Raw genomic sequence first — 23,489 nt, forward strand, 5'->3', positions numbered from 1 at the left:
GGAGGCGGTACATCCGCCGCCGTCACTGTTAAGGAGTTGGCAGAAATGCTGTTCACCCAGTACTACCTGGACTGCCTGTCCCAGGCGTCGTACCTGATCGCCGACGAGGGCACCAAGCGTGCCGTGCTGGTCGACCCGCGCCGGGACATCGAGGAATACCTCGCCGACGCCCGGGCCCGCGGCCTGACCATCGACGGGGTGATCAACACCCACTTCCACGCCGACTTCCTCGCCGGCCACCTGGAGGTGGCGGCGGCCACCGGCGCCTGGATCGGCTACGGCCACCGGGCCGAGACCGAGTACCCGATCCGCAAGCTGCGCGACGGGGAGCGGATCAGCCTCGGCGAGGTGACCCTGGAGATCATGGAGACCCCGGGCCACACCCCGGAGTCGATCAGCATCCTGGTCCACGAGCACGCCGACGACCCGGTGCCGTACGGGGTGCTGACCGGCGACGCGCTGTTCATCGGTGACGTCGGCCGCCCCGACCTGCTCGCCTCGCTCGGCGTGACCGCCGACGAGCTGGGCCGGATGCTCTACGACAGCGTCCAACGCAAGCTGATGGGCCTGCCCGACGAGGTGCGCGTCTTCCCGGCCCACGGCGCCGGTTCGGCCTGCGGCAAGAACCTGTCCACCGAACGGCAGTCCACCATCGGTGAACAGCGCCGCACGAATTACGCCTGCGCCCCGATGAGCGAGGAGCAGTTCGTCGCCCTGGTCACCGGCGGACAGCCGGCCGCGCCCGGCTACTTCGCCTTCGACGCCGTGCTCAACCGCAAGGCCCGCGAGCTGTTCGACCCGCACCGGGCCGCCCGCCCGCTCACCGCGGCGGAGTTCGCTCAGGCCCACGCCGAGGGCGCGGTGGTCGTCGACACCCGCGACCCACAGGAGTTCGCCACCGGCCACCTGCGCGGTGCGATCAACATCCCGGCCGACGGCCGGTTCGCCGAGACCGCCGGCAGCGTCCTCTCCCCGGAGCACCGGGTGTTGGTGGTGGCGCCGCAGGACCGCGAGGAGGAGATCGTCGTCCGCCTCGCCCGGATCGGATTCGACCAGGTGCTCGGCTACCTCCGCGAGCCGGAGGCCGCCTTCCTGGAGATGATCGCCGAGATGACCCGGGCCAGCCGGGTCACCGCCACCGAGCTGCGCGAGGCGCAGGAACGCCCCGAGCCGCCCGTGGTGCTCGACGTGCGCAACGCGGGCGAACGGGAGCAGGGCGCGGTCGAGGGCTCGCTGCACATCCCCCTGGCCGAGTTGACCCGCCGCCTCGACGAGGTGCCGACCGAGCGGCCGATCGTCGTGCACTGCGCCGGTGGCTACCGCTCCTCGGTCGCGGCCAGCCTGCTGCGCAGCGCCGGCCGGGTCGACGTCTCCGATCTGCTCGGCGGGTACGCCGCCTGGCAGTCGCTGCACGCCGCCGCGCGCTGAGGATGCGGTCGGTTCGGGGGCCGGGTCGCTACGCCGCCCGGCCCCGACCGGCCGCCCTGCTCAGCAGCCGCGCCACGGCCAGCGGCACCAGATGCAGCACGCCGACGAGCAGCAGCGCCAACGTGAGGATCTGGCCGACGGCGAGCCCGTGCAGCGCCAGCACCAACGCGGCGCAGGCGCCGGTGGACAGCAGGTGCCACCCGAGGCGTCGCACGATCGACCAGGTGGTGGGCGGTTCCGGCTGGTCGGCAGGCGTACGCAACGCACCGACCGCCGCGCCGAGCGCGATCAGTACGGCCACCTGCCCGGCCCAGAGGGCGACCCGGCCGATGCCGGCGTCGTCGGTCACCGACGGCGCGACGAGGGTCGTGGCCGTGAAGACGACGAAAGCGGGCAGCGCGACGAATACGAACGCCGTCGTCGCTGCCCGCGCTGCCCGTCCCGGCGGGCTCTGCTGTGGCTGGATGTGTTGCTCGATGCCGGCGCGCACGTCGTCGGGGGCCCAGACGAGATTGGTCGCCGGCTGCGGTTCGCGCCCCGAAGCTGACATGTCGCGAGACTAGTTCCGGCTGTCAATGTCCGGCCGTCCGATCTACCGGACATCGTCGCCGGAAACCGGCGGAAACCGCCGGGGCTCGGTCAGCCCTGGCGGCTCTTCCACTGCGGGTTGGCGCGGTTCACCACGACCACCCGGCCCCGGCGGCGTACCACCACCGAACCCGGCTTCTGCTTCAGCGAGCGCAGGGAGCTGCGTACCTTCATGGTGTCCCTCCTCGGTGTCGGATGCCTGGGGGAACGCCTCCTCGACCTGCGGGATTCCCCCGCCGCACCCGGACCGGATAGCCTGCCGAGAGCGGGACCTGGTGAGTGTGCGTTGAGTATGGGGTGGGTAGTTGTGGCTGCAGTGGGAAAGATAATCCGGTTTGACGAGGTTCGCGGCTACGGGTTCATCGCGCCGTCCGCCGGCGGGGAGGACGTCTTCGTCCACGCCAACGACTTCGGCGAGCACCGCCACCTGGTGCGGGTCGGCCTACCTGTCGAGTTCGAGGCCGTGGACAGCGATCGTGGCCTGAAGGCCGCGTCGGTGCGGATCGTCGAGTCGGAGCCGGTGGCGGTCGGTGGCGAACGGCGGCTGCGCCCGCGCGTCGAGGGCGACGAAGAGTTGTGCGACGTCCTGTCCCCCACCGAGTTCACCACCGCGGTGACGGAACTGCTGCTGCGCTGCTCACCGTCGTTGACCGGTGCCCAGATCATCGCGGTACGGGAGCGGTTCGCCGAGTTCAGCCGCGCCCACGGCTGGGTCGACGGCTGACCGGTCCGGTCGGGTCGGTGCCGCGCGACAGCTACGTGACCACCACCGGTGCCACGTCGGACGCCCAGACCAGGCGCGGCTCGTAGCGGGAGAGCAGGTCGACGACGGCCTGCTCGGACTCCGCGGGCACCAGCACGTCGAGCCGCAGTCGGGCCAGCAGTGGCTGCTCCTGCCAGTAGCCGCGCGGCAGCACCTGGCGCACCGTCCCCTCGGTCGCCGCGGTGGTGTCGGAGACGGTGAGCGAGATCGCGCCGGCACCGAGCAGTTCCTCGCGCAGCATCCCGCTGTCGGCCACCCGGGACGGGTCGAGCAGCGCGCTGACCAGCTTGACCGGATGCCCGGCGGGCACCGGTGCCGCACCAGCACCGCCCGACCCGGCCGGCCCGGGACGTCGTCGTGCTCCGCCCGGCGCGGCCAGGCTCGTCACACCGCCCAGGTGGTACGCGTCGGTGCCCTGCTGCGCCTGGTCGAGCCGGTCCTGGTCCTTGTCGGGCACCCGCAGGCCGACCACCGCCTGGATCCCGGCGGCGATCAGCCAGGTCAGCACGAACGAGAAGGCCACCACGCTGACCACCCCGACGAGTTGGTCCCACAGCAGGCCTCCGCCACCGCCGTGGAAGAGTCCGTCGCGGCCGAGCGGGTTGATGCCCTGGTCGCCGAACAGGCCGAGCAGCAGCGAGCCGAGCATGCCGCCGACGAAGTGCACCGCGAGGACGTCGAGCGCGTCGTCGAGCCGCAGCAGGTACTTCAGTCGCAACGCGAAGTGGCAGACCAGGCCGGCGATCGCACCGATCGCGATGGCGGAGAGCGTGTTGACGTACCCGGCGGTCGGGGTGACCGTCGCGAGCCCCGCGACCGCGCCCGAGACCCCGCCGACCACCGTGCTGTGGCCGTCGGAGAACCGCTCCACCAGCAGCCAGACGAGCATCCCGGCGGCGGCGGCGAGATGGGTGTTCAGCACCGCCTGGGCGGCCACCCCGTTGGCCTGGAGCCCGTCGCCACCGTTGAAGCCGAACCAGCCGAACCAGAGGATCCCGGCGCCGAGGATGGTCAGCGGGATCGAGTTGGGCGGTGCCGCGGCGTGCGGCCAGTTCTTGCGTCGACCGACGACCAGCAGTACCGCGACCACGGCCGCGCCGGCACTGGCGTGCACGACCATCCCGCCGGCCCAGTCCTGCGTACCGAGCTTCGCCAACCAGCCGCCGGGATGCCAGAGCCAGTGCGCGATCGGCGCGTAGACCACGATGGACCAGATCGCCAGGAACAGCACCCAGCCGCCGAACTTCAACCGGCCCGCGGTGGCGCCGGTGACCAGCGCGGGCGTGATCACCGCGAACATCATCTGGTACGCGACGAAGGCCAGCGCCGGAATGGTGATCCGGGCGTCGACCACGTGCAGGTGCGGGGCGGGCGGCACCTTCAGGTCGGTCAGCCCGAACAGTTCGAGGTTGCCGAACAGGCCGCTGCCGGCGTCGTCGCCGAAGGCGATCGTGTAGCCGACGAACACCCAGGTCAGGCTGACCACCCCGAGGGCGATCATGTTCTGCTGCAACATGGCCAGGACGTTGCGGCTGCGCACCATCCCGCCGTAGAAGACGGCCAGGCCGGGCGTCATGAACAGCACCAGCCCCGTGCAGACCAACACCCAGGCGGTGTCCCCCGGATTCACCGCGACATCAGCGGACACGACCTGCCCCTTTCTGCGTACGGTCGGTCAGACCGAACGCCGGACGGACGACACGACGGTCTCCTTGACCCGCTCGTGATTGGGCACCGGCGCGAAATGCCGGTCGGGCAGCAACAGCAGCCAGGTGGCGACGTTGAACGGGCCGGTCAGCACCGGGATGCCCAACGGGGTCAGCATGGAGGTCATCGCCATCTGGATGAACAGCGTCAACGCGATCCCGAACAGGGTGTATCCGGTCACCAGCAGGCCCGGCCGGTGCAGCACCGCGCCCACGGCGATCGCGGTCAGTACGGCGTTGAAGCCGAACAGTCCCTTGTCGAGGCTCGTGCCGTCGGCGCCGAACCAGAGCGCGAGCAGCGTCGCACCGACCGTGCCGACGATGGCGAAGACCGCCGACCAGCGGGAGTTGATCAGCAGCGCGATGATGATCAGCAGCCCGCTGACCCAACTGTTGATCAGGAAGACCTGGGAGATGCCGCGCAGGAAGATCGGCACCAGGTCCCAGTCGAAGTACCCGCCGGTCAGCGTCCCCTCGCCGGGGAACTTCGGCGTCAACTGGGTCAGCACGGTGAACCGGTCGAACTGGTACGCGGCCAGCAGCAGCACCCAGGTGGTGAGCACGAAGGGAAAGGTGAACGCGGTCAGACCCCACCGTTTGAACACCGCGTTGAGGGCGAGCGTCACCACCGTGGTTCCCGCGGCACCGAGCACCAGGTAGAGCCACATCAGGGGTCGTTGATCCAGAAACGTCGGTACGGCGATGCCCGTCAGGAAAGGGCTGAACCCGAACAGTCCCTTGCGCCAGGAGGCCCGGTCGACCTGGAGTGCCAGCGCGGTCGCGGTGCCGACGACCAGCCCGAGCACGCCACCACCGAAGATCCGGGGATGCCCGCTGTCGAACGCGCCCCAGGCGACCGCGATGAGGATGATCAGGCCGGTGAGGGGATTGTTCTGGAACACCACCTGCGCCGGTCCGCGCAGGCAGGCGTCGATGAACTGGACGAGTGGGTTGTGGTCGGCCAACCCGTCCCAGCGCCGCGCGATCGCCGTCACGTCGATCTCCTGTCCGATCAGCGCCAACTGAAGGCGGGTGGGAAGGTGCAGCCAACCACCTCTTCGCGGGCGGCGGCGCAGAACGCCCGGACCGCCGCCCGGACGGGCTCGGTCTCCTGGCCGAGGACCTTGAAGACGAGACCCGCGTCGTTGGGCAGGCGGCTGACCGCGCTGGCCAGCGGGGTCTGCTCGTCCCAGACGGGGGCGGCGGTCCGTTCGTAGACGCGCGCGGCCCGGTCGGTGTCGGTCAGCAGCATGACGTTGCCGAAGACGTGGAAGCGGTCCATCATCGCGATCCGGTCGACCGGGAACTGGCCGGGCGAGATGACGAACTTCTCCACGAACAGTCCCCGCCCGTCGGGCCGCTCCGCCCGCAGCTGGGAGGAGAACAGGTCGTAGGCGAAGAGTTCCCCGTCGCGGTAGTACTTGCGGCCGGGCTGGAGCACCTCGGCGTAGAGCAGGGTGGCGCTGGCCGGCAGCCGTACCCGGGTGTGCGAGACGAACCGGCTGCGTCGGAACGGGATCACCGGCTCCGGCAGGAACTCCAGGTAGGCGTCGTCGGCGAGGGTGATGTTCTGCTGCTGGGTGCCGTAGTTGGCGTCCATCTCCTGGATCTTGGTGGCGGACTGGGTGACCAGGTGCGCCTGCGCCTCGGGGCCCAGGTCGACGTCCATGGACAGCCGGTCGCCCTGGAGCACCCCGCCGGAGGTGGTCAGGATCATCACGCACGGCAGCCCGGGCATCTCCTCGTCCCAGTACAGTGCCCGCTGCACCAGCAGCGGCGACTGTCGGTAGAGGTCGCGCAGGATGGTCCGGTCGCCGCGCCGTTCGAAGCCGAGCCGCAGCATCCCGACCTTGCCGTTCGCGGCGGCGGGCAGCTGAGCCGGTTGATCCTGGTACGGCGCGAGTTCCCGGACCAGATCCAGGGATGTCGTCATGCCAGCACTTCGGCGTCGAACAGCACGTTGCGACGCACCAGGTCGACCAGCTCGTCGACGCCCTCGCCGGTCTTGCAGTTGGTGAAGACGAACGGCTTGCCGTTGCGCATCAGCTCCGCGTCGCGGGCCATCACGTCCAGGTCGGCGTCGACGTACGGCGCCAGGTCGGTCTTGTTGATCACCAGGATGTCGGACTTGGAGATCCCCGGACCGTTCTTGCGCGGGATCTTGTCGCCGGCCGCGACGTCGATCACGTAGATGAAGTAGTCGACGAGCGCGGGGCTGAAGGTCAGGGTGAGGTTGTCGCCGCCGCTCTCGATCAGCACCACGTCGCTGTCGGGGAACTTCGCCTCCATGTCCTCGACCGCCGCCAGGTTCATGCTCGGGTCCTCGCGGACGGCGGTGTGCGGGCAGGCACCGGTCTCCACGCCGACGATGCGCTCTTCGACCAGCACCCCGGTCAAGGCGCGCCGGACGTGCTTGGCGTCCTCCGTGGTGACCACGTCGTTGGTGATGACCAGGATGCGCAGCCCCTGCTCCACCAGGCGGGGTACGACGGTCTCGATGATGGCGGTCTTGCCGCTGCCCACCGGGCCACCCACGCCGATACGGCTTGCTGACTTCATCTCTGCTCGACCCTTCTCGAAGTAAGTCGCGGTTCAGCTCATGAACATGCGGACGTGCGCGTGCTGGTGTGCGGCGGCGAGGATGTCCAGATGCGGGGCGAAGCCCTGCATGTCGTCGAGGGTGGCGCCGCGGATGTCCTGATAGTCGTCGTCGACCCGCTCGTTGACGGCGAACAGGATCGACTGTGCGTCGAGGTGGTCCACCCGCAGCAGCCGGATCGCCGCGCTCAACACCATCGACGCCGCACCGTACTGGTGGGCCGCGAAGGCGCCCTGCTCGTCGACGCCGAGTTCGGCGAAGAGCACGCCCAGTGCCACCGGATAGGTCACCGGGACGAGGCTGTCGCTCTCGCCGGCCCGCTTCTTGAGCAGGGACTCTCCGATGACACGGTTGGCCGCCTCGGCGAGCTTGCGACCCATGCGTACCGACATGGTGCGCATCTCTTCGTTGATCTTGCGGAGGTGGACGGCCTCGTCCGCCCGCCGGATCTGGTCGAGGTCGCCGAGGGCCGCGCCACGGTGCCCGACGAGTACGCCGACCCCGTCGCCCGTCGCGGCGAGCCGGGTGATCGTCCGGACGTACTCCTGCAGGCTGCTCCGGTCGTGCACGGTCCCGTGCTGGACGGCCATCTCCAGACCGTTGGAGAAGGAGAAGGCGCCGACGGGGAACACCGAGTCGCCGAACTGGAGCAGCCGCAGCGCCTCGGCCATGCTGGGCACAAGAGGCTCCTTCAGTTGAGCTCGGCGGGCAGGTGCGTGTGCGGGGTGGAGTCCGCTCCGCCGAACAACCGCCGCGACTCGTGCGGGGCGAGGTAGGCGATGACCTCCGTACCGGCGATGAACTCGTGCGAGATGCCGGTGAACGAGTGGGTCCGCATCACCGAGTCCATGACCTTGCGGTCCACGGTCAGCGGCACGTACATCTTGGTGCCCTTCACCACGGCCGGCCAGTGCTGGTTGCCGATGGCGTGACCGAGTTCCACTGCCGAGCGGATCACCATGTCCAGGGATTCGCCGTGCAGCTTGTCCAGGTGCACGACCATCACCTCGCCGAGCGCGATGCGGGCCACCACCGCCGTCGCGGTGAGTTCGTCCCACGCGAGGATGTCGCCGTCGCGCAGGCGTACGCCCCGCGACAGGGTCAGCGCGAGTTCCGTGCCGAGGCTCGTCGCCTTGCGCAGCCGGCTCTTCTGGGCCTCCCACTGGTCGAGGACCAGGTCGTCGACCTTGGCGTTGCTCAGCCGCTCGGTCCAGTCCGGCTCGGCCACATTGCCGAGCACCGATTCCACGATCATGTGTCGTCCTTTCCCGCGATCCGGGTACGGGTCAGCTGAAGAAGTAGAGCTGGCTCATGGGGAGGTTCTTGGCCGCCGGCACGGTCGCGTGGACGCCGTCCATCTTCACCGCGAAGGTCTCCGGGTCGACCTCGAGCTTGGGGGTACGGTCGTTGCGCACCATGTCCCGCTTGGTCAGGTTGCGGCACTGGTAGACCGGCATGACCTGCCGTTGCAGGCCCAGCTGTTCGCCGATGCCGTTCTCGTAGGCGACCTTGGAGACGAAGGTGACGCAGTTCTTGGCGACCTGGGTGCCGGTCGCGCCGAACGAGGGCCGGTAGTAGACCGGCTGCGGCGTGGGCAGCGAGGCGTTCGGGTCGCCCATGATCGACCAGGCGATCATGCCGCCCTTGAGCACCATCTTCGGCTTCACGCCGAAGAAGGCTGGCTCCCAGAGCACCAGGTCGGCCAGCTTGCCCGGGGTGACCGAGCCGATGACGTGCGAGACGCCCTGGGTGATGGCCGGGTTGATGGTCATCTTGGCGACGTAGCGCAGCACCCGGAAGTTGTCGTTGCTGGACGAGTCCTCGGCGAGCTTGCCCCGGACGTTCTTCATCTGGCCGGCGAGTTGGATGGTGCGCAGCCAGGTCTCCCCCACCCGGCCCATGGCCTGCGAGTCGCTCTGCATCATCGAGATGACGCCCTCGTCGAGCAGTACGTCCTCGGCGGCGATGGTCTCGGTGCGGATGCGGCTCTCCACGAAGGCCACGTCGGAGGGGACCTTCGGGTTGAAGTTGTGGCAAACCATGATCATGTCGTACAGCTCGGACTGGCTGTTGATGCCGTACGGCACGGTGGGCGTGGTCGAGCCGGGCAGCACGTTCATCTGACCGGCCACCTTGATGATGTCCGGCGCGTGGCCGCCACCGGCGCCCTCGGTGTGGAAGGTGTGGATGGTCCGGCCCTCGAAGGCGGCGATCGAGTCCTCGATGTAGCCGCTCTCGTTGAGGGTGTCGGTGTGGATGCTGACCTGCACGTCGTACTCGTCGGCGACGGCCAGGCACGAGCGGATCACCGCCGGCGGCGCACCCCAGTCCTCGTGGATCTTGAAGCTCGGCACCCCGGCCATGATCTGCTCCACCAGCGGCGCCCGCCCGCTGCTGTTGCCCTTGCCCAGCAGGCCGATGTTGATCGGCAGCGTCTCGAAGGCACGCATCATGTTCTGGATGTTCCACGGGCCCGGCGTGATGGTGACGCCGTTGGTGCTGTCGGTGGGGCCGGTGCCGCCACCCCAGAGGGTGGTCACCCCGTTGCTGAGCGCCGTCTGCACCTGGAACGGCGTGACCAGGTGGACGTGGGCGTCGATGCCGCCCGCGGTCAGGATCAGGTGCTCACCGGAGATCGCGTCGGTTCCCGGTCCGGTCACCAGCCCGGGAGTGACCCCGTCCATGATGTTCGGGTTGCCGGCCTTGCCGATCCCGGCGATCCTGCCGTCCTTGATGCCGACGTCGGCCTTGATCACGCCGAGCAGCGCGTCCACGATGGTGACGTTGGTGATCACCAGGTCCACCACCCCCTCGGCGCTGGTGGCCTGACTGCTGCTGCCCATGCCGTCCCGCAGGGTCTTGCCGCCGCCGTACATGACCTCGTCACCCAGGACCCGCAGGTCCTTCTCGATCTCGATGTAGAGGTCGGTGTCGGCCAACCGGATCTGGTCGCCCGTGGTGGGGCCGTACATCCCGGCATATTCTTGCCGCGAAATCTGACTCATTCTCTTCCGCTCCAGGTTCCGTACGCGCTTTGTCGGCGCCTACTGCTTCTTGTTGTCGCCCTGGTCCTGCGCGCTGAACTTGAAGCCGCGTGTCCTGGCGTTGTGCAGCGACTCGGCGCGATCCGGTCGGTAGTCCGGCGGCGTCGGGTCGTCGCCGGTCCAGCCCTGGACCAGGCCGTTGAACCCGTACACGCGTTGCAGACCTCCGAACGGGATCAGTTGCACGGTCTTGCGGTCACCCGGTTCGAACCGGATCGACGTGGTCGCCGGGATGTTGAGTCGTTTGCCGAAGGCGGCCGGTCGATCGAATTCGAGGTACCGGTTCGCCTCGAAGAAGTGGAAGTGGGAGCCCACCTGGATGGGCCGGTCACCGGTGTTGTGCACGACGACTTCGATCACCGGGCGGCCGGCGTTGAGCTCCAACGGCTGGTCGCTGAGCTTGTATCCACCGATCGGGCGGAGGTGTTTGGAGTTCGGTCCCGGATGTTGTTTCGCCATTTCTGCCTCGCTCTGTCACGAAAGGGAGCGCCTCATTGAATGGGCGAGTGGATGGTGATCAGCCGGGATCCGTCGGTGAACACCGCCTCGACCTGGAGCATCGGGATCATGTCCCCCACGCCGGGCATCACGTCGTCGGCCTTGAGCACGGTGCGCGCGTCGTTCATGACCTCTTCGACGGTCTTTCCCTCGCGGGCGCCTTCCAGGGCCGCGGCGCAGATCACCGCCACCGACTCGGGATGATTGAGCTTCAGACCCTTCGCCCGTCGGGCATTGGCCACCATTGCCAACGAGAGGATGGTGAGCTTGTCGAACTCTCTCGGAGTGAGATGCATTTCCTGATCCTTCTCAGCAGTCGCCGGATGGCGTCGCCGGCCGGTTGGGCGGACCCGTCGGTACGGGTTCGCGCCGAGCCACCCTGCTGCCGCGTCTGGCGTTCCCGCTCATCGACCTATCGAATGCCAAGTCCGACTGTAGGACTAGTTAGACCGGTCTGCGGTAGTTTGATCCGAGAGGCAGGATTTAAGGCTTTCGGTGACCGTGCGTCCTGCCGCCGGCGGCCCACATGTCCTGGATCTGTTCCAGCGTCTTGCCCCTGGTCTCGGGCAGGTAGCGCCAGACGAACAGGAACCCGAGCGCGCACAGCCCGGCGAAGAGCGCGAACACGCCGGCCCGGCCGAGCGCGTCGAGCAGGCTCAGGAAGAACTGGGTGATCACGTACTCGGCACCCCAGTGGGTCGCCGAGGCGATGGCGACGCACCGCCCCCGGATCGGGCCGGGATAGATCTCGTTGATGATGGTCCAGGTCGCCGGGCCGATCGTCATGGCGTAGAAGGCGATGAACAGGATCACCCCGGAGAGCAGGAAGACACCTGCGTCGGGCAGCCCCGGCGTCTCGGTTCCCGACCGACCGGAGCCGAGCTTCAGGAAGCTCACACTCACCATGACCAGCGCGGCAGCCATACCCAGCAGCCCCACCAGCAGCAGCGGACGTCGGCCGACCCGGTCCAGCAGACCCACGGCCACCACGGCGAAGACGGTGTTGACGGCGCCGATAGCCCACGTCGTGGCGGACAGTTGCGCCTCGGCCGTCCGGAAGCCGGCCGCCGCGAAGATCGAGTCCGCGTAGTAGATGATGCCGTTGATGCCTGTCGTCTGCTGGAACAGCGCCAGCCCGATGCCCAGTGCCAACGGCCGCCGCCACTGCGCAGACAGCAGCTCCCGCCAGCTCGCCTGCCTGCCCCGCAGGCTCTTCTCCATGTCCTGGAGCCTGGACTGCACCTTCGCCCGAGGCACCGTACGCGCCAACGAACGCTGCGCCCGATCCCGGTCGCCCCGGCGCAGGTACCAGATCGCGGAGTCCGGTATCACGACGGTGATCAGGATCAGGGCCACGCCCAGCAGCACCGCGACGCCCAGCAGATAGCGCCACGACCCGGATCGGGTGAACAATTCGTCGGCGAGGTAGCCGATGAAGATCGCGGCGGTGATCGAGAGCTGGTAGACCGCCACCAGCCCGCCCCGGATCCGCTCGGGGGCGGCCTCGGCCGCGAACATCGGCCCGGCGACCGACGCCACCCCGATACCCACGCCGAGCACCAGCCGCGCACCGGACAGTACGGCGATGCTCGGCGCGGCAGCCTGGACGATCGTGCCGACGATGTACGTGGCGGCGGCGACCCACAGGGCGCCCCGCCGACCTACCCGGTCCGCGAGATGACCACCGACCAGCGCACCGACCAACGCGCCGATCGTCACCCAGCTCGCCGCTGCCTCGACGGCGAAGGTGTCCGCGTGGAAGGCCTGACGGATGTCGCTCAGGGTTCCGCTGATGACGCCCTGGTTGTAGCCGAAGAAGGCGCCGGAGAGCACGACGATAGCGATGATCGCCACGAGATTGCGTCTGGGGGGCTTGGTTCGACCGGCCGCGCTGTCACCCGCTGTCACGGTCACCTCTTCCGCCCGGAACCACCACCTCATCCCTTTTGTAGCAAGAATGAGAGGTTTACGGATCTGGACGGAAAAGTCCCTGTCAGTGGCCGGGCGCGGGCCGCCGGGTCAGCACCTGCGGGCCGGCCGCGGTGATGGCGACCGTGTGTTCGGAGTGGGCGGTGCGGGAGCCGTCGGCGGAGCGGATCGTCCAGCCGTCGCTGTCGTACCTGATCTTGTCGGTGGAGCGGCAGAACCAGGGCTCGATGGCCAGGGTCAGGCCGGGGTCGAGCTTCAGCCCGCGGCGGGGACGGCCGTCGTTGGCCACGTGCGGGGCCTCGTGCATGGTGCGGCCGATGCCATGTCCGCCGAACTCGGCGTTGACCCCGTAGCCGTACGCCTCGGCGACCTCGCCGATGGCGGCGGAGATGTCACCGAGGCGACCGCCGGGCTGGGCGGCGGCGATGGCGGCCTCCAGTGCGACCTCGGTGGCCTCGATCAGCCTCAGGTCGGCCGGGTCGGGGGTGCCGACGACGAAGGAGAGCGCCGAGTCGGCGACCCAACCGTCGATGCCGACCGCCATGTCGATGCTGAGCAGGTCGCCGTCGCGCAGCACGTAGTCGTGGGGCAGGCCGTGCAGCACCGCGTCGTTGACCGACAGGCACAGCACGTTGCGGAACGGCCCCCGACCGAACGAGGGAGCGTAGTCCCAGTAGCAGGATTCGGCGCCGCGTTCGGCGATGCGGCGACGGGCGTGGTGTTCGAGGTCCATCAGGTTGACACCGACTGCGGCGACAGTGCGCAACTCGGCGAGCAGTTCGCCGACGAACTGGCCGGTCACCGCCATCCGGCCGATCTCCTCGACGGACTTCAACTCGATCACGACTACCCCCCTCGATGAAGCGGTATTTTTATACCACGGCCCGTCGGGGTGCCGGCGGACTATCCTGCTGGCATGGTTCGCCAACCACTCACCGCCGAACAGATCGCGGCGGGCCAGCGCCTCGGAACGGCGCTGCGGGCCGCACGCGCCGGCCGCAGCCTCGTCGAGGTGGCCCTGGCAGCCGGCATCTCCCCCGAGACCCTGCGCAAGATCGAGGCCGGTCGCCTGCCCGCACCGGCGTTCGGCACGGTGGTCTGCCTCAGCCAGGCCCTCGACGTCCCCCTCAACGAGCTGGCGGACGTCTGGCTGGCCGACATGCCGACCCGTCAGGCGTCCTGAAACCCCGTTGAACCGGTGAGCCCGCCGGCACGTCATGCCAGAAGCTTCCCGACCCACGAAGGGACTTCGATGACCTATCCAGACCCCGGCGGCGCCAACAACGACTTCTACACCGACCCGCCACCTCCACGGACTGCTCGTGAACTGGTCGACCAGTTGGGCATCGAGGAGGCCCGGGAGTTCCTGCCCGAAGCGCAGCAACAAGCCTTTGACAACGCGAACCCGTGGACCGACATCGAAAGAGCAAACAATCGCCTCGAACAGCGTCAGGAAGAACTGGCGGCATTCGATGGTGATGTTCAGCGGCACATCACCGAACAGGGATACACCGCCGAACAGGCCCGGATCGTATACGCCCAGACGGCGGACGTACGACAGCCGCTCCAGGACGCGGTGAACCGCGCCGGGCAGAGGGCGCGTAACGCCTACAACACCTACGAGGCGAATCTCGTCAATTTCATCGAGAGTCGCCGGCTGACGCAGATAGTCGCGTACCAGTCGGGTCGGTACAGCATGCAGGATCCCCGAGTTGCGGCGGCGGCCTCACTGTCGTCGTCGGGCAACAACCGACACGACCGACGCGACCGGCGCGACCGGGACGGACGCGGCGGCGGCCGCGCTCCCCTGGGGCAGATCAGCGGTAACCAACGACACACCCCCGCCAGGTGACCGGGAGCAGGCGGTGGGACCCGGTCCCACCGCCTGCTCCGCGGGCTCGTCCGCACGTACCCGCGCACGCCTGCCCGCGCGTCACCTACCGAGAGTCAGGTTGTGCTCCTCCAGTGCGCTCTGGATGATCCCGAGTGCCTTCGGTCCCATGCCGTGCAGCTCGGCCAACTCGGCACGCGACACCCCGACGAGATCGCGCAGCGTCGCGTAGCCGGCGTTGTGCAGCGCCCGTGTCGCCGGCGCACTGATCTTCGGCAAAGTGTCGAGATCGGAATTCATGCTCTTGATCCTAAGCTGGCGGACAAAATCTGCGAATCACTCGTCACCCGGTCCTGGTAACCGGCGGCGAACCTCGGCGAGGAGATCGACCTGTGCCCGCCAGTCCGGGCCGGACAATCCGATGACCACATGGTTCGCGCCGTGGGCGGCGTACTCCGCGAGGCGTTCGGCGGCCTCGTCCGGCCCGCCGGTGATGGGAAGTTCCTCGGCGTCGCGGGCGGTGTGCCGGTACGCGCCGGCCAGCCCTGCCGCCAACTCCGCGCGGGAGGGCGTGCCCGGGGCATCGCCCAGCGCACCGGTGGCACCGATGGTCACCGTCGGCACCGGTCGGCCGGCGGCGACAGCCACCCCATCGAGCCGGGCCCGACCCTGGGCCAGTGCCGTGGGAGTGATCAGTGACGGGAACCAGCCGTCACCCAGCCGGGCCGCCCGGTCGATCGCCACGGTCGAGGCATTGCCCACCCACAGTGGCGGAACCTCGACGCCGGGCGAGAGCGTGACCACGCTTCCGTCCGGCGTGGTCACCGACTCGCCCGCCAACAGTCCGGGTAGCAGCCGCAGCGCGGTGTCGGTACGCGGGCCGCGCTCGCGGAAGGCGACACCCGCCGCCGCCCACTGGGCGGCGCCACCACCGGAGCCGACACCGAGCAGGAGGCGGTTGCCGGAGACCAGTTGCAGGCTCGCCACCTGCTTCGCGGCCCACACCAGCGGGCGGATCGCGGGAATGAAGACACTCGCGCCGATCCGGATGCGGGCGGTGGCGGTAGCGGCGACGGCCAGGGCGATCGTGCAGTCCACGGTGGGCATCCCGACGGCGAGATGATCGCCGTGCCACACGCTGTCCAGACCAGCGTCCTCCGCGTGGCGGGCGGCGGCAGCAAGGTCGAGGGAGTCTCGCCGTTGGATCGTCAGCGAGGGCAGGATCACGCCGACCTTCATCGGACCAGGACCACCTTGCCCCGGCCGTGGCCGGTCTCCACCTCCCGATGGGCGTCGGCGGCCTTCGCCATCGGATAGGTCCGACGGACAAGGAAGCGCAGGTCACCTGTGGCATAGAGGGCAGCAAGAGCGGCGAGGCGGGCAGCGGAACGCAGGTTCGGGGTGGTCCGGATGCCGAGGTCGGCAGCGCGGGCATGCTCGGTCAGGGTGAGGATCCGGGAACGGTCGGGGCACAGGGCCAGGGACGCGGTGAGCGCCTCGCCCCCGGCACCGTCGAGCACCAGATCGGCGCCGCCCGGCAACCGGCCGCGGAGACGGTCGACCAGGTCAGGGCCGTAGACCACCGGCATCGCGCCGAGGGTACGCAGATAGTCCTGGTTGGCGGTGCTGGCCGTGCCCACCACACGGGCTCCGGCCCGCAGCGCGAGTTGCACCGCCACCGCGCCGACGGCACCGGCCGCGCCGTGCACGAGCAGGGTTTCGCCGTACGCGGGCCGGATCTGTTCGAGGGCGATGTGCGCGGTCTGGGCCGCGCCGCTGAACCCTCCGGCGACCTCCCAGGGCATGGCGGCCGGCTTGGCGGTCACCTGGTCGGCGGGTACCACGATGAACTCGGCCGCGGCGTTCATGAAGCCGAAGCCCAGCACCTCGTCACCGACGGCCACGCCGTCGACCCCGTCACCAACCTGATCGACCACTCCGGTGAACTCGTTGCCCGGCACCGCGGGCAGTGGGGCCCGCGCCCAGTCGGGCGTACGTCCGGCGCGTACCGCGCAGTCGATGGGCTGCACGCCGGCCGCCCGCACGCTCACCCGGACCTGGCCGGGGCCCGCCTCCGGCGTCTCGACCTCAGCCCATTCCAGCACCTCTGGCCCGCCGACCTGCCTGAACACCACTGCCTGCATGCGTAGCCTCCCCGTGATCCGTCGCCGCCGGGGCCAGTCTCAAACCTCAACCACACGTGAGGTCAAGGATCGATCGCCGACTGGTTGCGCGCGCCGCGGCGATTCATCAGGCTGCCGGCTTGGTCAGGCAGGTGGTGCCGTCCGGGCTGGCGAGCGACACCGGCCGGTACCCCTCGCTGTGGTAGAGGTCGATGTTGCGCTGGCTCCTGGCCCCGGTGAACAGCACGATGCGGCGGCAGTCGGGATCGGCGGCGGCTTCGGCGGTCCGCAGCAGCCACCGGCCCAGCCCCTGGCCGCGCAGGTCAGGAGCGACAGCGAGCCGGCCCACGTGCCAGTCGGTGTCGACGCGGCGGGATCGCACCATGCCCAGTAGCCGGCCGTCCCGCCAGAGGCCGGTGGCGTGCCAGCTGGTCAGCCACTCGCGCACCTGCTCCGGCGACTCGTGCAGGGCCGGTATGTCCATGGTGTCGTTGGCGAGGGCCTCGTCCACCCAGCAGCACCGCTGGAGCACCGTCACCTGGCCCACGTCGTCGGCCGTCAGTCGCCTCGCGTAGGAGCCAGCCAGCGGACCGGCGCAGGATCCGACGTGCGCGCGTTCCCGCATCGGCCGCAGCGCGTGGGCGACCCGGACCAGTTCCTCCAGCAGGCCGACACCCGCCGCATGGTGGGCGGCGTCGGGCCGCAGCCGGCCGTCCTGCATGGCCGCACCGATGCGGATCGCGACGGAGGCACCCAGCGGGACCAGACGCAACGTGGTGACCACCTGCTTGGCGTGCTGGACCGCCCGGGTGCCGGCCGAGGTGTGGCCGTAGCTGACGAACCCGATCGGCTTCCAGGCCCACTCGCGACTGAGGTAGTCCAGCGCGTTCTTCAGGGTCGCCGGCATCCCGTAGTTGTACTCCGGGGTGATCGCGATGAAGGCGTCCGCCGCGTCGACGGTCTCGCTCCAGCGGCGGGTGTGCTCGTGCCGGTAGTCGCCCGACGACGGATGCCCCTCCTCGTCCAGGAACGGCAGGTTCAGGTCGCCGATGGCGACCGGTACGAGCTCGACGCCGAGCTCCGCAGCCCGTGGGGTGAGCGTTTCGATCAGCCACTGCCCGACAACCGGGCCGAGGGCACCGGGGCGGGTGCTGCACACCAGGGCAAGAACACGAATCGGTCTCGTTGACATGGAAACGAATCGTAGGTGCTAGATTGATTACATGTCAACGAAACCGGCAGCGAGGCCCCGCTGGCTGAAGCCGGACGAGGAGCGGGCGTGGCGGGCCTACCGGCGGGTGATGGTCGCCGTCTCGACCGGCACGAGCCGCGATCTCGCGGCGATCGGGCTCTCCGAACCCGACTACGAGGTGCTGAGCACCCTCTCAGAGCGCCCCGACCACACCAGTGGCCTGGGTGAGCAGGCCGACAAGATGGGCTGGTCGCGCAGCCGACTCTCCCGGCACGCCACCCGGATGGAAGCTCGCGGTCTGCTGCGGCGTACCCCCGACCCGAACGACGGTCGCGGATGCCTCCTCACCCTCACCGCGCAGGGTCTGACCGCACTCGAAGACGCCGCACCGACCCACGTCGAGTCGGTACGACGTCATTTCATCGACCGACTCGACCCGGAAGACCTCAGTGCCATCGAACGGATCGCCCGAAAGCTGGAAGAACGCACAGCCGGCGACTGATCGGACAACCACTGCCAGGATGCCGCTCGCGCCCGGTTCTCCACACAGGCGCAGCCCTTTTTACGGCAGAGGGAACTCAGGTGGCACACGGCGAGAATGACATTCCCGTCGCAGGGAATGACGAACGCCGGAACCAGCCCTCTTTTCGGATCAAATGCCACTTGCCGATAAGCCTCACGGCCATTCGGCAGACCGCGGAGATCGAATTCCACGAGCCCTGCAAGCAGATCGAAGCGCCTAGCCGGCAGCGAGTATCAGCAGCTCCAGAGCATGATGCTGCCGGCTAGGACTGCTCGGTGCGTCAGCAACAAGAGCAATTCCTTGTCGCTGACACCGGTTCACTGACCGTCAGACCGCGTTGGCCACTCCACGAACGTCACCCTTCACCGTGATCACCTCCTAGAATTAGGGACCGCGTGATGGTGAATCAGCGTACGCGCATGCCTTCACGATCGACACACGTAGCACGAGTTCTTTTCTCAGTCCGTCAAGGGCACATCAGTTCCCCTTGCCAACAACCGAGCACAGAACAGCAGGTAACGCGCCGAATGGTCGCGCTCGTCAATACCGGCGCGTTACAGTCCGAACTGGACACTGCTGCGGACGTGTTCTCCGGAGTCGGCGACCGGTTGCGCGTACGCCCGCCGGGCGGTCACCCGCTCCCCCCGGTCGCATGTTGCTCTCAACACCTGCTGCCACCCGAGAACTCTCCCGCCATGAGCGACTCAAGGTCGCAGCAACCTCCGCGCCACCGCGCCGCTCCGATTCGACGACTGCCAGTTCGCCCTCTGCGCAACGACGATCGCCTGGCCACACCAGCCCGCCGTCGTCGATTACCACGCCACCGAGGGCCGGGATCAGCTCATCGCCTGGGACCCGTCCCTGTAACAACGATGTCAATTGTCCTGCGTACGCCAGGATGGTGGCATGCTGCGATCGCCTCGTGCGCTTCTGCTGGACTTCGGTGGCGTCCTGGCCGACGCTCCGCGACAGTCACCGGCTCCATCGGACCTGGTCCGGCGGCTGTCCGACCTGGTCGGCGACACCGTGTCGGTCGAGCAGATCACCACCGACCTGACCGAGGGCGGCAGGGCGTACGCCCGGTGGCGCGACGACAGCGGCCACCTCGACGATCCGATCGAGCTGCCCCACGCCCGGGTGTGGGCGGACTTCGTCACCCACTCCTGGCCCGCGCCGGCCCGCACGGCGGTCGAGGACGCGGCGACCCCGCTGGCGTACGCCTGGGCCTGGCGACCGGATTGGCAGGTCCGACCCGGGATCCCGGAGGCGTTGCACGCCGCGGCGGCTGCGGGTCTGCCGATGGCCGTGGTCAGCAACGCGCTCTGCGGGGCCGCACATCGCGATTTCCTCGCGACCGCCGGATTGTCCGACCTGTTCGCCGCCGAGTTCTACAGCGACGAAGCCGGACTCCGTAAACCCAACCCGCGGCTGGCCTGGTCGGCCGCCGACGCCATCGGCGTACCGATCGGAGAGTGCTGGTTCATCGGCGACACTGTGCACCGCGACGTTGCCTGCGCCCGACGAGCCGGTGCCGGTGCCGCGATCCTCATGCGCTCACCTCGCACCGACCACGAACCACCGCACCCCCAGTTGCGACCCGACGCCCGCATCGACGACGGCCACGGCCTGGTCACCCTGCTTCACCAGAACCGGGGCACGGTAGAGGGTCGGCCCGAACGTGACGATGGTCTGCTCGGCCGCGCCACCGCGCAGACACCTCGGCGAGGTTAACCACTGTGCGGAATCGGCCGCCGCAGCGTCGACGGTGGCCTGCCCCAGGGCCACCGTCGACGCTTCCCGGCGTCAGACCCGGGAGGTGAAGGTGGCCAGGAAACGGTGCGGGGTGATCACGCCGGCGTTGTCGAAGCAGATCACGTCGACCTCGGCGTCAGTGGTGTACGACCAGGGTTGGGTGAGGTGGCAGTAGTTGCTGCCCGGCCCCTGCGCCACGACCTGGGCGTGCGTCTCCCTGACGCCGAGCTGCGGGAAGGTCGCCAGGAAGCGGCCGGTGGGCGCCACCGGCACCACCGTGTTGGCACCGACACCGACCATCGAGTTGTCGTTGGTCGGTCCGCCGACGGCGGTACCCAGGTATCCGATGTAGTTCGGCGGGCCGAAGGAGCCGATCACCGACCGCCGGCGGTGGTACGAGAGGACGAAGTCGGTGTTGGTGAAGGCGCCGGCCTGGTCGTAGCAGAAGACCTCCACCTGCACGTAGGTGCTGATCGGGCCCCAGGAGTTGACCTTGCATCGGCGGGGAAGGGCGTTCGGTTGCACGGCGGTGACCTGCACGTTGCCGGCGAGCAGGTCGGGCAGCCCCACCCCGGGCAGCCGCACCGCGTACTGCCCGACGCCGAACGCCCCGGCCGCGTTCGCCATGCCCGTGGAGTTGTACGACTGCGTCAACGTGCCGCCGGCCCACTGCACGTACGCGTAGGAGTTGCCGGCCGGCAACACGCCCGAGCTGGTGGTCCAGAGCACGGTGAACGGGGTGTCCTCGCGTACGCCGCCGGGCCGGTGGCACTGCACCTCAACGATCTGGTCGGCACCGGACTGGCCCCAGCGAACCACCTCGCAGTAATGCCCGCTCCGGTTCACCGGGGTCACGTGCGGCACGCCCCGCGGACCGGCACCTACCTGCGGAAAGCGGACCTGGAACAGGCCAGGTGCAAGCTTGGCGCCCTGGGCCCAGGCGGTCGGGAATGCTGTCTTCCAGCTGCCCCATTGCCGGGTGGTGTCGAGCACGGTCCAGGCCGGCACGGTGGGGTCCTTGACGTAGGCGAACCCCCAACGGTCAGCGGTGGCCGCTGCGGCAGGTGCCATCGGCATGAGTGCGCCGGCGGCGGCCAGGACCGCAGCCAGCGCTGTGCTGACAAATGATCGGAGACGCATGTGTTCCTCCGTTCGACCGGAACATGACGCACAGGAGTGTGCGAGCGGTAACGACAGGGTCACAATCAGCGGCGTCAATGTTTCGGTGTCGTGAAACAACCGCCTCCGGCATGTATCAAAGTCGGCTATCGCGACTCATGCATAGACGCGCTGTCTCCACCGGCTACCGTCGACCGGTGCTCGATCCCGCAGCCGTCTTCGACGGAACCGGCCCGCTGGAAGACCCGCTCACCGACGAGGTCCTGCGGTCGGTCCAGGCGCAGCTTGGGCGTCGACTGCCCACCGCGTACGTCGATCTGGCCCGTCGGCACAACGGCGGCTCGTTCGCCCGTACCGCCCACCCTGCGCCCAGCCGGACCTCATGGGCGAAGCGGAGGCCCGGGCGGATCCGACACCATGATCGCCACGAGTGAATGACGATGCCCTCAGCAGAATCGCTCGCTTCCCGACCTGTGTCGCCGCAGGCTGTCGACATGAAGGCAAGCTTCAGCGGTGAGGTGGCGACGTACTACGCCCGGCACCGACGCGGTTACCCGCCCGAGGTGCTCGACGCCCTCGTCGAGGCGTTCGACCTCGGTCCCGACGACACAGCTGTCGACCTGGGCTGCGGCACCGGCCAGTTGAGCCTCCCGCTCGCCGCCCGGGTCGGGACCGTCATCGGCGTCGACCCGGAGCCGGACATGCTGGCCCTGGCCCGCCAGGCTGCCCTCAACGCCGCACGACCCAACGCGATGTGGCTGCTCGGCGATGACAGCGACCTACCCACACTGGGCCGGCTGCTCGGCGACCGGACGATCGGTGCGCTGACCGTGGCCGTCGCCATCCACTTCATGGACCGCGACCCGCTGTTCAGGACCGTCCGACCGCTGCTGCGTCCCGGCGGCGGCATCGCCGTGATCACCAACGGTGCACCGCTGTGGATGCAGGACACCGAATGGTCCGGGGCACTGCGCGAATGCCTGCAACGGCTGCTCGGGCACCCCGTCACCGCAACGTGCCAGACCGACGAGGCCGGCCGCCTGCACCACCAGAACGCCCTCGTCCGCGCCGGCTACCGATACGCGGAATCGTTGGTGCAGTACGACGCAGTGCTCACCATCGACGACATGGTCGGCGGCGTCTTCTCCGCCATGTCGGCAGAACGGCTGCCCTCCGCACAGGGCCGAGTCAGGTTCACCGACGAGCTCCGCGACGCCCTCGGCGGGCGCGACAGGGTCACCGAGCGCGTCCGCGTCTGGGTGCAGTTCGGGGTGTAGGCAGACGGACGGCCGGGTACCTCGCGACCAACCCTCACCCCTGCCAGGAGGACCCATGACCGTCGTACTCGCCGTTGTCTGCAGCGACGGGGTGGTGATCGGCGCGGACTCCCAGATCACCGAGAGCGACCGCGGTCTGAGCTTCCCCGCCCAGAAGCTGCACCCGCTGGGCACCTGCGCCGCCTGGGGCGGCAGCGGCGCGCGGGGAGTCCTCAACGACCTGCGCCCCCTCCTTGAGGAGTCGGCCACCGCCATCCTCGAAGCACCCGAGATCGGCGACGAGTTGCAGGAGCGTGTCCTGCCGGTCTTCAAGAAGCACTACCAGAACTACATCCCGGACGTGCCCGGCGAGGACAGCGGCGGCGGGGTGTCGGCGTACCTGCTCGCGGCCGGCTACAGCCAGGGCGGACCGTGGATCGTGGAGATCAACCCCAACGGGCTCATCGGCCGCTACGAGGACGTGGGCTTCCACGCCATCGGCTCCGGCGCACCCATGGCCCAGCAGGCCGGCGCGCTGCTGTCCCACTTCCGGATGACCACACGCACCGTCGAGTACGGCGTGGTGGGCGTGGCACGGGTACTGGAGGCCCTGGAGCGGACCTCACCGTCGGTCGGCAGGCCGTTCAGCATCGCGTGCATCCGTGAGGAGGGCGCCCACCACCTCGACGAGAAGGAGATCGCCAAGGCGCTGAAGGACGCCCAACGCTGGCGCGACCTCGAACAGGAAGCACTCGACCGGCTGTTCGACTGAGGCCGTCAGGTGATCGCAGGTCAAACTCCGTCACCAGTCGCTGGCTGCCCCGCGGCTTTCGCAAAGGCGCCGGGATCAGTTCAGCTTGGGAATCGTGTTGATCTACACGCCGGGTGACCACGAAGCGTCGGTCCAGCACTCGGCGGGCACACAAGGCTTCAGACCGCCGCCGCTGTTGACCCATCTTGCCCCCAACATCGGGTACGGACCGGGCGCGCTCAACGGCCACCGCCCATGCCGGGCGGTGGCCGTTGATTCATGTGGTGATGTCAGGGTCCAGGTGATTGCCGTGGTTCGTTGATTACTGCATCGACTCTGTGGCTCACCAGTACTTGGGCAGATCGTAGAAGTGGTTGCCGTTCAGGT

At 69.0% G+C, this 23,489-nt stretch carries 26 protein-coding genes and 1 pseudogene; 9 read left to right on the forward strand and 18 right to left on the reverse strand.

The features are described 5' to 3' along the window. Window positions 1-45 precede the first annotated feature (45 nt). Window positions 46-1,428, forward strand: a complete 1,383-nt coding sequence (locus tag JMF97_RS25920; protein ID WP_203223883.1) for an MBL fold metallo-hydrolase — start codon at window positions 46-48, stop codon at window positions 1,426-1,428. Between the two features lie 28 nt (window positions 1,429-1,456). Here JMF97_RS25920 and JMF97_RS25925 read toward each other — a convergent pair whose 3' ends face one another. Beyond that, window positions 1,457-1,978 (reverse strand): hypothetical protein, encoded by a 522-nt coding sequence (locus JMF97_RS25925; protein ID WP_203223884.1) that lies wholly within the window; start codon window positions 1,976-1,978, stop codon window positions 1,457-1,459. Window positions 1,979-2,067: 89 nt separating this feature from the next. Beyond that, window positions 2,068-2,190, reverse strand: a complete 123-nt coding sequence (locus JMF97_RS25930) for a 50S ribosomal protein L36 (protein WP_091591861.1) — start codon at window positions 2,188-2,190, stop codon at window positions 2,068-2,070. Window positions 2,191-2,308: 118 nt separating this feature from the next. On the opposite strand from JMF97_RS25930, the gene JMF97_RS25935 reads away from it, so the two are divergent. Further along, window positions 2,309-2,740, forward strand: a complete 432-nt coding sequence (locus JMF97_RS25935) for a cold shock domain-containing protein (RefSeq protein WP_203223885.1) — start codon at window positions 2,309-2,311, stop codon at window positions 2,738-2,740. A 31-nt stretch (window positions 2,741-2,771) separates the two neighbouring features. Here JMF97_RS25935 and JMF97_RS25940 read toward each other — a convergent pair whose 3' ends face one another. From JMF97_RS25940 to map, 11 genes are all read right to left on the reverse strand, one after another. Then, entirely contained in the window at window positions 2,772-4,427 is a 1,656-nt protein-coding gene (locus tag JMF97_RS25940; protein WP_307817108.1) for an ammonium transporter, read from the reverse strand. A gap of 27 nt (window positions 4,428-4,454) precedes the next feature. Further along, window positions 4,455-5,480 carry an urea transporter gene (gene yut, locus JMF97_RS25945; RefSeq protein WP_307817109.1) on the reverse strand — a complete coding sequence of 342 codons (1,026 nt, stop codon included), beginning with the start codon at window positions 5,478-5,480 and terminating at the stop codon, window positions 4,455-4,457. 17 nt (window positions 5,481-5,497) lie between these two features. Further along, complete coding sequence (locus JMF97_RS25950; protein ID WP_203223887.1) at window positions 5,498-6,418, reverse strand: urease accessory protein UreD; 921 nt, start codon at window positions 6,416-6,418, stop codon at window positions 5,498-5,500. After that, window positions 6,415-7,044: an urease accessory protein UreG gene (gene ureG / locus JMF97_RS25955; RefSeq protein ID WP_203223888.1), complete on the reverse strand. Its 630-nt coding sequence runs from the start codon at window positions 7,042-7,044 to the stop codon at window positions 6,415-6,417. The genes JMF97_RS25950 and ureG overlap by 4 nt, the downstream gene beginning before the upstream one ends. 33 nt (window positions 7,045-7,077) lie before the next feature. After that, on the reverse strand, window positions 7,078-7,755 hold the full coding sequence (locus tag JMF97_RS25960) for an urease accessory protein UreF (protein ID WP_232510760.1): 678 nt from the start codon (window positions 7,753-7,755) through the stop codon (window positions 7,078-7,080). Between the two features lie 20 nt (window positions 7,756-7,775). Beyond that, window positions 7,776-8,339 carry an urease accessory protein UreE gene (locus JMF97_RS25965; RefSeq protein WP_203223889.1) on the reverse strand — a complete coding sequence of 188 codons (564 nt, stop codon included), beginning with the start codon at window positions 8,337-8,339 and terminating at the stop codon, window positions 7,776-7,778. Window positions 8,340-8,370: 31 nt separating this feature from the next. Beyond that, the gene (locus tag JMF97_RS25970) at window positions 8,371-10,089 is read right to left on the reverse strand and encodes an urease subunit alpha (protein WP_203223890.1); all 1,719 of its coding nucleotides are present in this window, start codon (window positions 10,087-10,089) and stop codon (window positions 8,371-8,373) included. A 39-nt stretch (window positions 10,090-10,128) separates the two neighbouring features. Beyond that, a complete protein-coding gene (locus JMF97_RS25975) occupies window positions 10,129-10,587 on the reverse strand; it encodes an urease subunit beta (protein ID WP_013732462.1) in 459 nt (152 codons plus the stop codon). A gap of 32 nt (window positions 10,588-10,619) precedes the next feature. After that, window positions 10,620-10,922, reverse strand: coding sequence for an urease subunit gamma (locus tag JMF97_RS25980; RefSeq protein ID WP_013732461.1), 303 nt, complete (start codon window positions 10,920-10,922; stop codon window positions 10,620-10,622). A 187-nt stretch (window positions 10,923-11,109) separates the two neighbouring features. After that, entirely contained in the window at window positions 11,110-12,567 is a 1,458-nt protein-coding gene (locus tag JMF97_RS25985; RefSeq protein ID WP_203223891.1) for a sugar porter family MFS transporter, read from the reverse strand. 52 nt (window positions 12,568-12,619) lie between these two features. Then, window positions 12,620-13,399, reverse strand: a complete 780-nt coding sequence (gene map / locus JMF97_RS25990) for a type I methionyl aminopeptidase (RefSeq protein ID WP_013732459.1) — start codon at window positions 13,397-13,399, stop codon at window positions 12,620-12,622. Window positions 13,400-13,471: 72 nt separating this feature from the next. On the opposite strand from map, the gene JMF97_RS25995 reads away from it, so the two are divergent. Together JMF97_RS25995 and JMF97_RS26000 are read left to right on the forward strand one after the other, a co-directional pair. After that, complete coding sequence (locus tag JMF97_RS25995) at window positions 13,472-13,738, forward strand: helix-turn-helix domain-containing protein (RefSeq protein ID WP_013732458.1); 267 nt, start codon at window positions 13,472-13,474, stop codon at window positions 13,736-13,738. A gap of 69 nt (window positions 13,739-13,807) precedes the next feature. Next, entirely contained in the window at window positions 13,808-14,407 is a 600-nt protein-coding gene (locus JMF97_RS26000; RefSeq protein ID WP_126712284.1) for a hypothetical protein, read from the forward strand. An 81-nt stretch (window positions 14,408-14,488) separates the two neighbouring features. On the opposite strand, the gene JMF97_RS26005 is transcribed toward JMF97_RS26000, so the two are convergent. The 4 genes from JMF97_RS26005 to JMF97_RS26020 form a co-directional block, all read right to left on the reverse strand. Continuing rightward, entirely contained in the window at window positions 14,489-14,686 is a 198-nt protein-coding gene (locus JMF97_RS26005; RefSeq protein ID WP_013732456.1) for a helix-hairpin-helix domain-containing protein, read from the reverse strand. 36 nt (window positions 14,687-14,722) lie between these two features. Next, on the reverse strand, window positions 14,723-15,625 hold the full coding sequence (locus JMF97_RS26010) for an LLM class flavin-dependent oxidoreductase (protein ID WP_013732455.1): 903 nt from the start codon (window positions 15,623-15,625) through the stop codon (window positions 14,723-14,725). Then, window positions 15,622-16,530, reverse strand: a complete 909-nt coding sequence (locus JMF97_RS26015; protein ID WP_203223892.1) for an NADP-dependent oxidoreductase — start codon at window positions 16,528-16,530, stop codon at window positions 15,622-15,624. The genes JMF97_RS26010 and JMF97_RS26015 overlap by 4 nt, the downstream gene beginning before the upstream one ends. Window positions 16,531-16,636: 106 nt before the next feature. Continuing rightward, window positions 16,637-17,701, reverse strand: coding sequence for a bifunctional NAD(P)H-dependent oxidoreductase/GNAT family N-acetyltransferase (locus JMF97_RS26020; RefSeq protein WP_238360127.1), 1,065 nt, complete (start codon window positions 17,699-17,701; stop codon window positions 16,637-16,639). Between the two features lie 31 nt (window positions 17,702-17,732). On the opposite strand from JMF97_RS26020, the gene JMF97_RS26025 reads away from it, so the two are divergent. Continuing rightward, complete coding sequence (locus JMF97_RS26025) at window positions 17,733-18,203, forward strand: MarR family winged helix-turn-helix transcriptional regulator (protein WP_203223893.1); 471 nt, start codon at window positions 17,733-17,735, stop codon at window positions 18,201-18,203. Window positions 18,204-19,130: 927 nt separating this feature from the next. Beyond that, window positions 19,131-19,955: an HAD family hydrolase gene (locus JMF97_RS26030; protein ID WP_203223894.1), complete on the forward strand. Its 825-nt coding sequence runs from the start codon at window positions 19,131-19,133 to the stop codon at window positions 19,953-19,955. Window positions 19,956-20,027: 72 nt separating this feature from the next. Here JMF97_RS26030 and JMF97_RS26035 read toward each other — a convergent pair whose 3' ends face one another. After that, entirely contained in the window at window positions 20,028-21,116 is a 1,089-nt protein-coding gene (locus tag JMF97_RS26035; RefSeq protein WP_203223895.1) for a hypothetical protein, read from the reverse strand. A gap of 137 nt (window positions 21,117-21,253) precedes the next feature. Between JMF97_RS26035 and JMF97_RS26040 the strand changes: the two are divergent. The 3 genes and pseudogenes from JMF97_RS26040 to JMF97_RS26050 form a co-directional block, all read left to right on the forward strand. Next, window positions 21,254-21,499, forward strand: a pseudogene (locus JMF97_RS26040) (SMI1/KNR4 family protein); the annotation flags it as partial. Between the two features lie 90 nt (window positions 21,500-21,589). Next, window positions 21,590-22,372, forward strand: coding sequence for a class I SAM-dependent methyltransferase (locus JMF97_RS26045; protein ID WP_203223896.1), 783 nt, complete (start codon window positions 21,590-21,592; stop codon window positions 22,370-22,372). A gap of 55 nt (window positions 22,373-22,427) precedes the next feature. Further along, on the forward strand, window positions 22,428-23,123 hold the full coding sequence (locus tag JMF97_RS26050) for an Ntn hydrolase family protein (RefSeq protein ID WP_013732447.1): 696 nt from the start codon (window positions 22,428-22,430) through the stop codon (window positions 23,121-23,123). Window positions 23,124-23,489 lie beyond the last annotated feature (366 nt).

The organism is Micromonospora fiedleri, assembly GCF_016774385.1.
Lineage (GTDB): Bacteria > Actinomycetota > Actinomycetes > Mycobacteriales > Micromonosporaceae > Micromonospora > Micromonospora gifhornensis.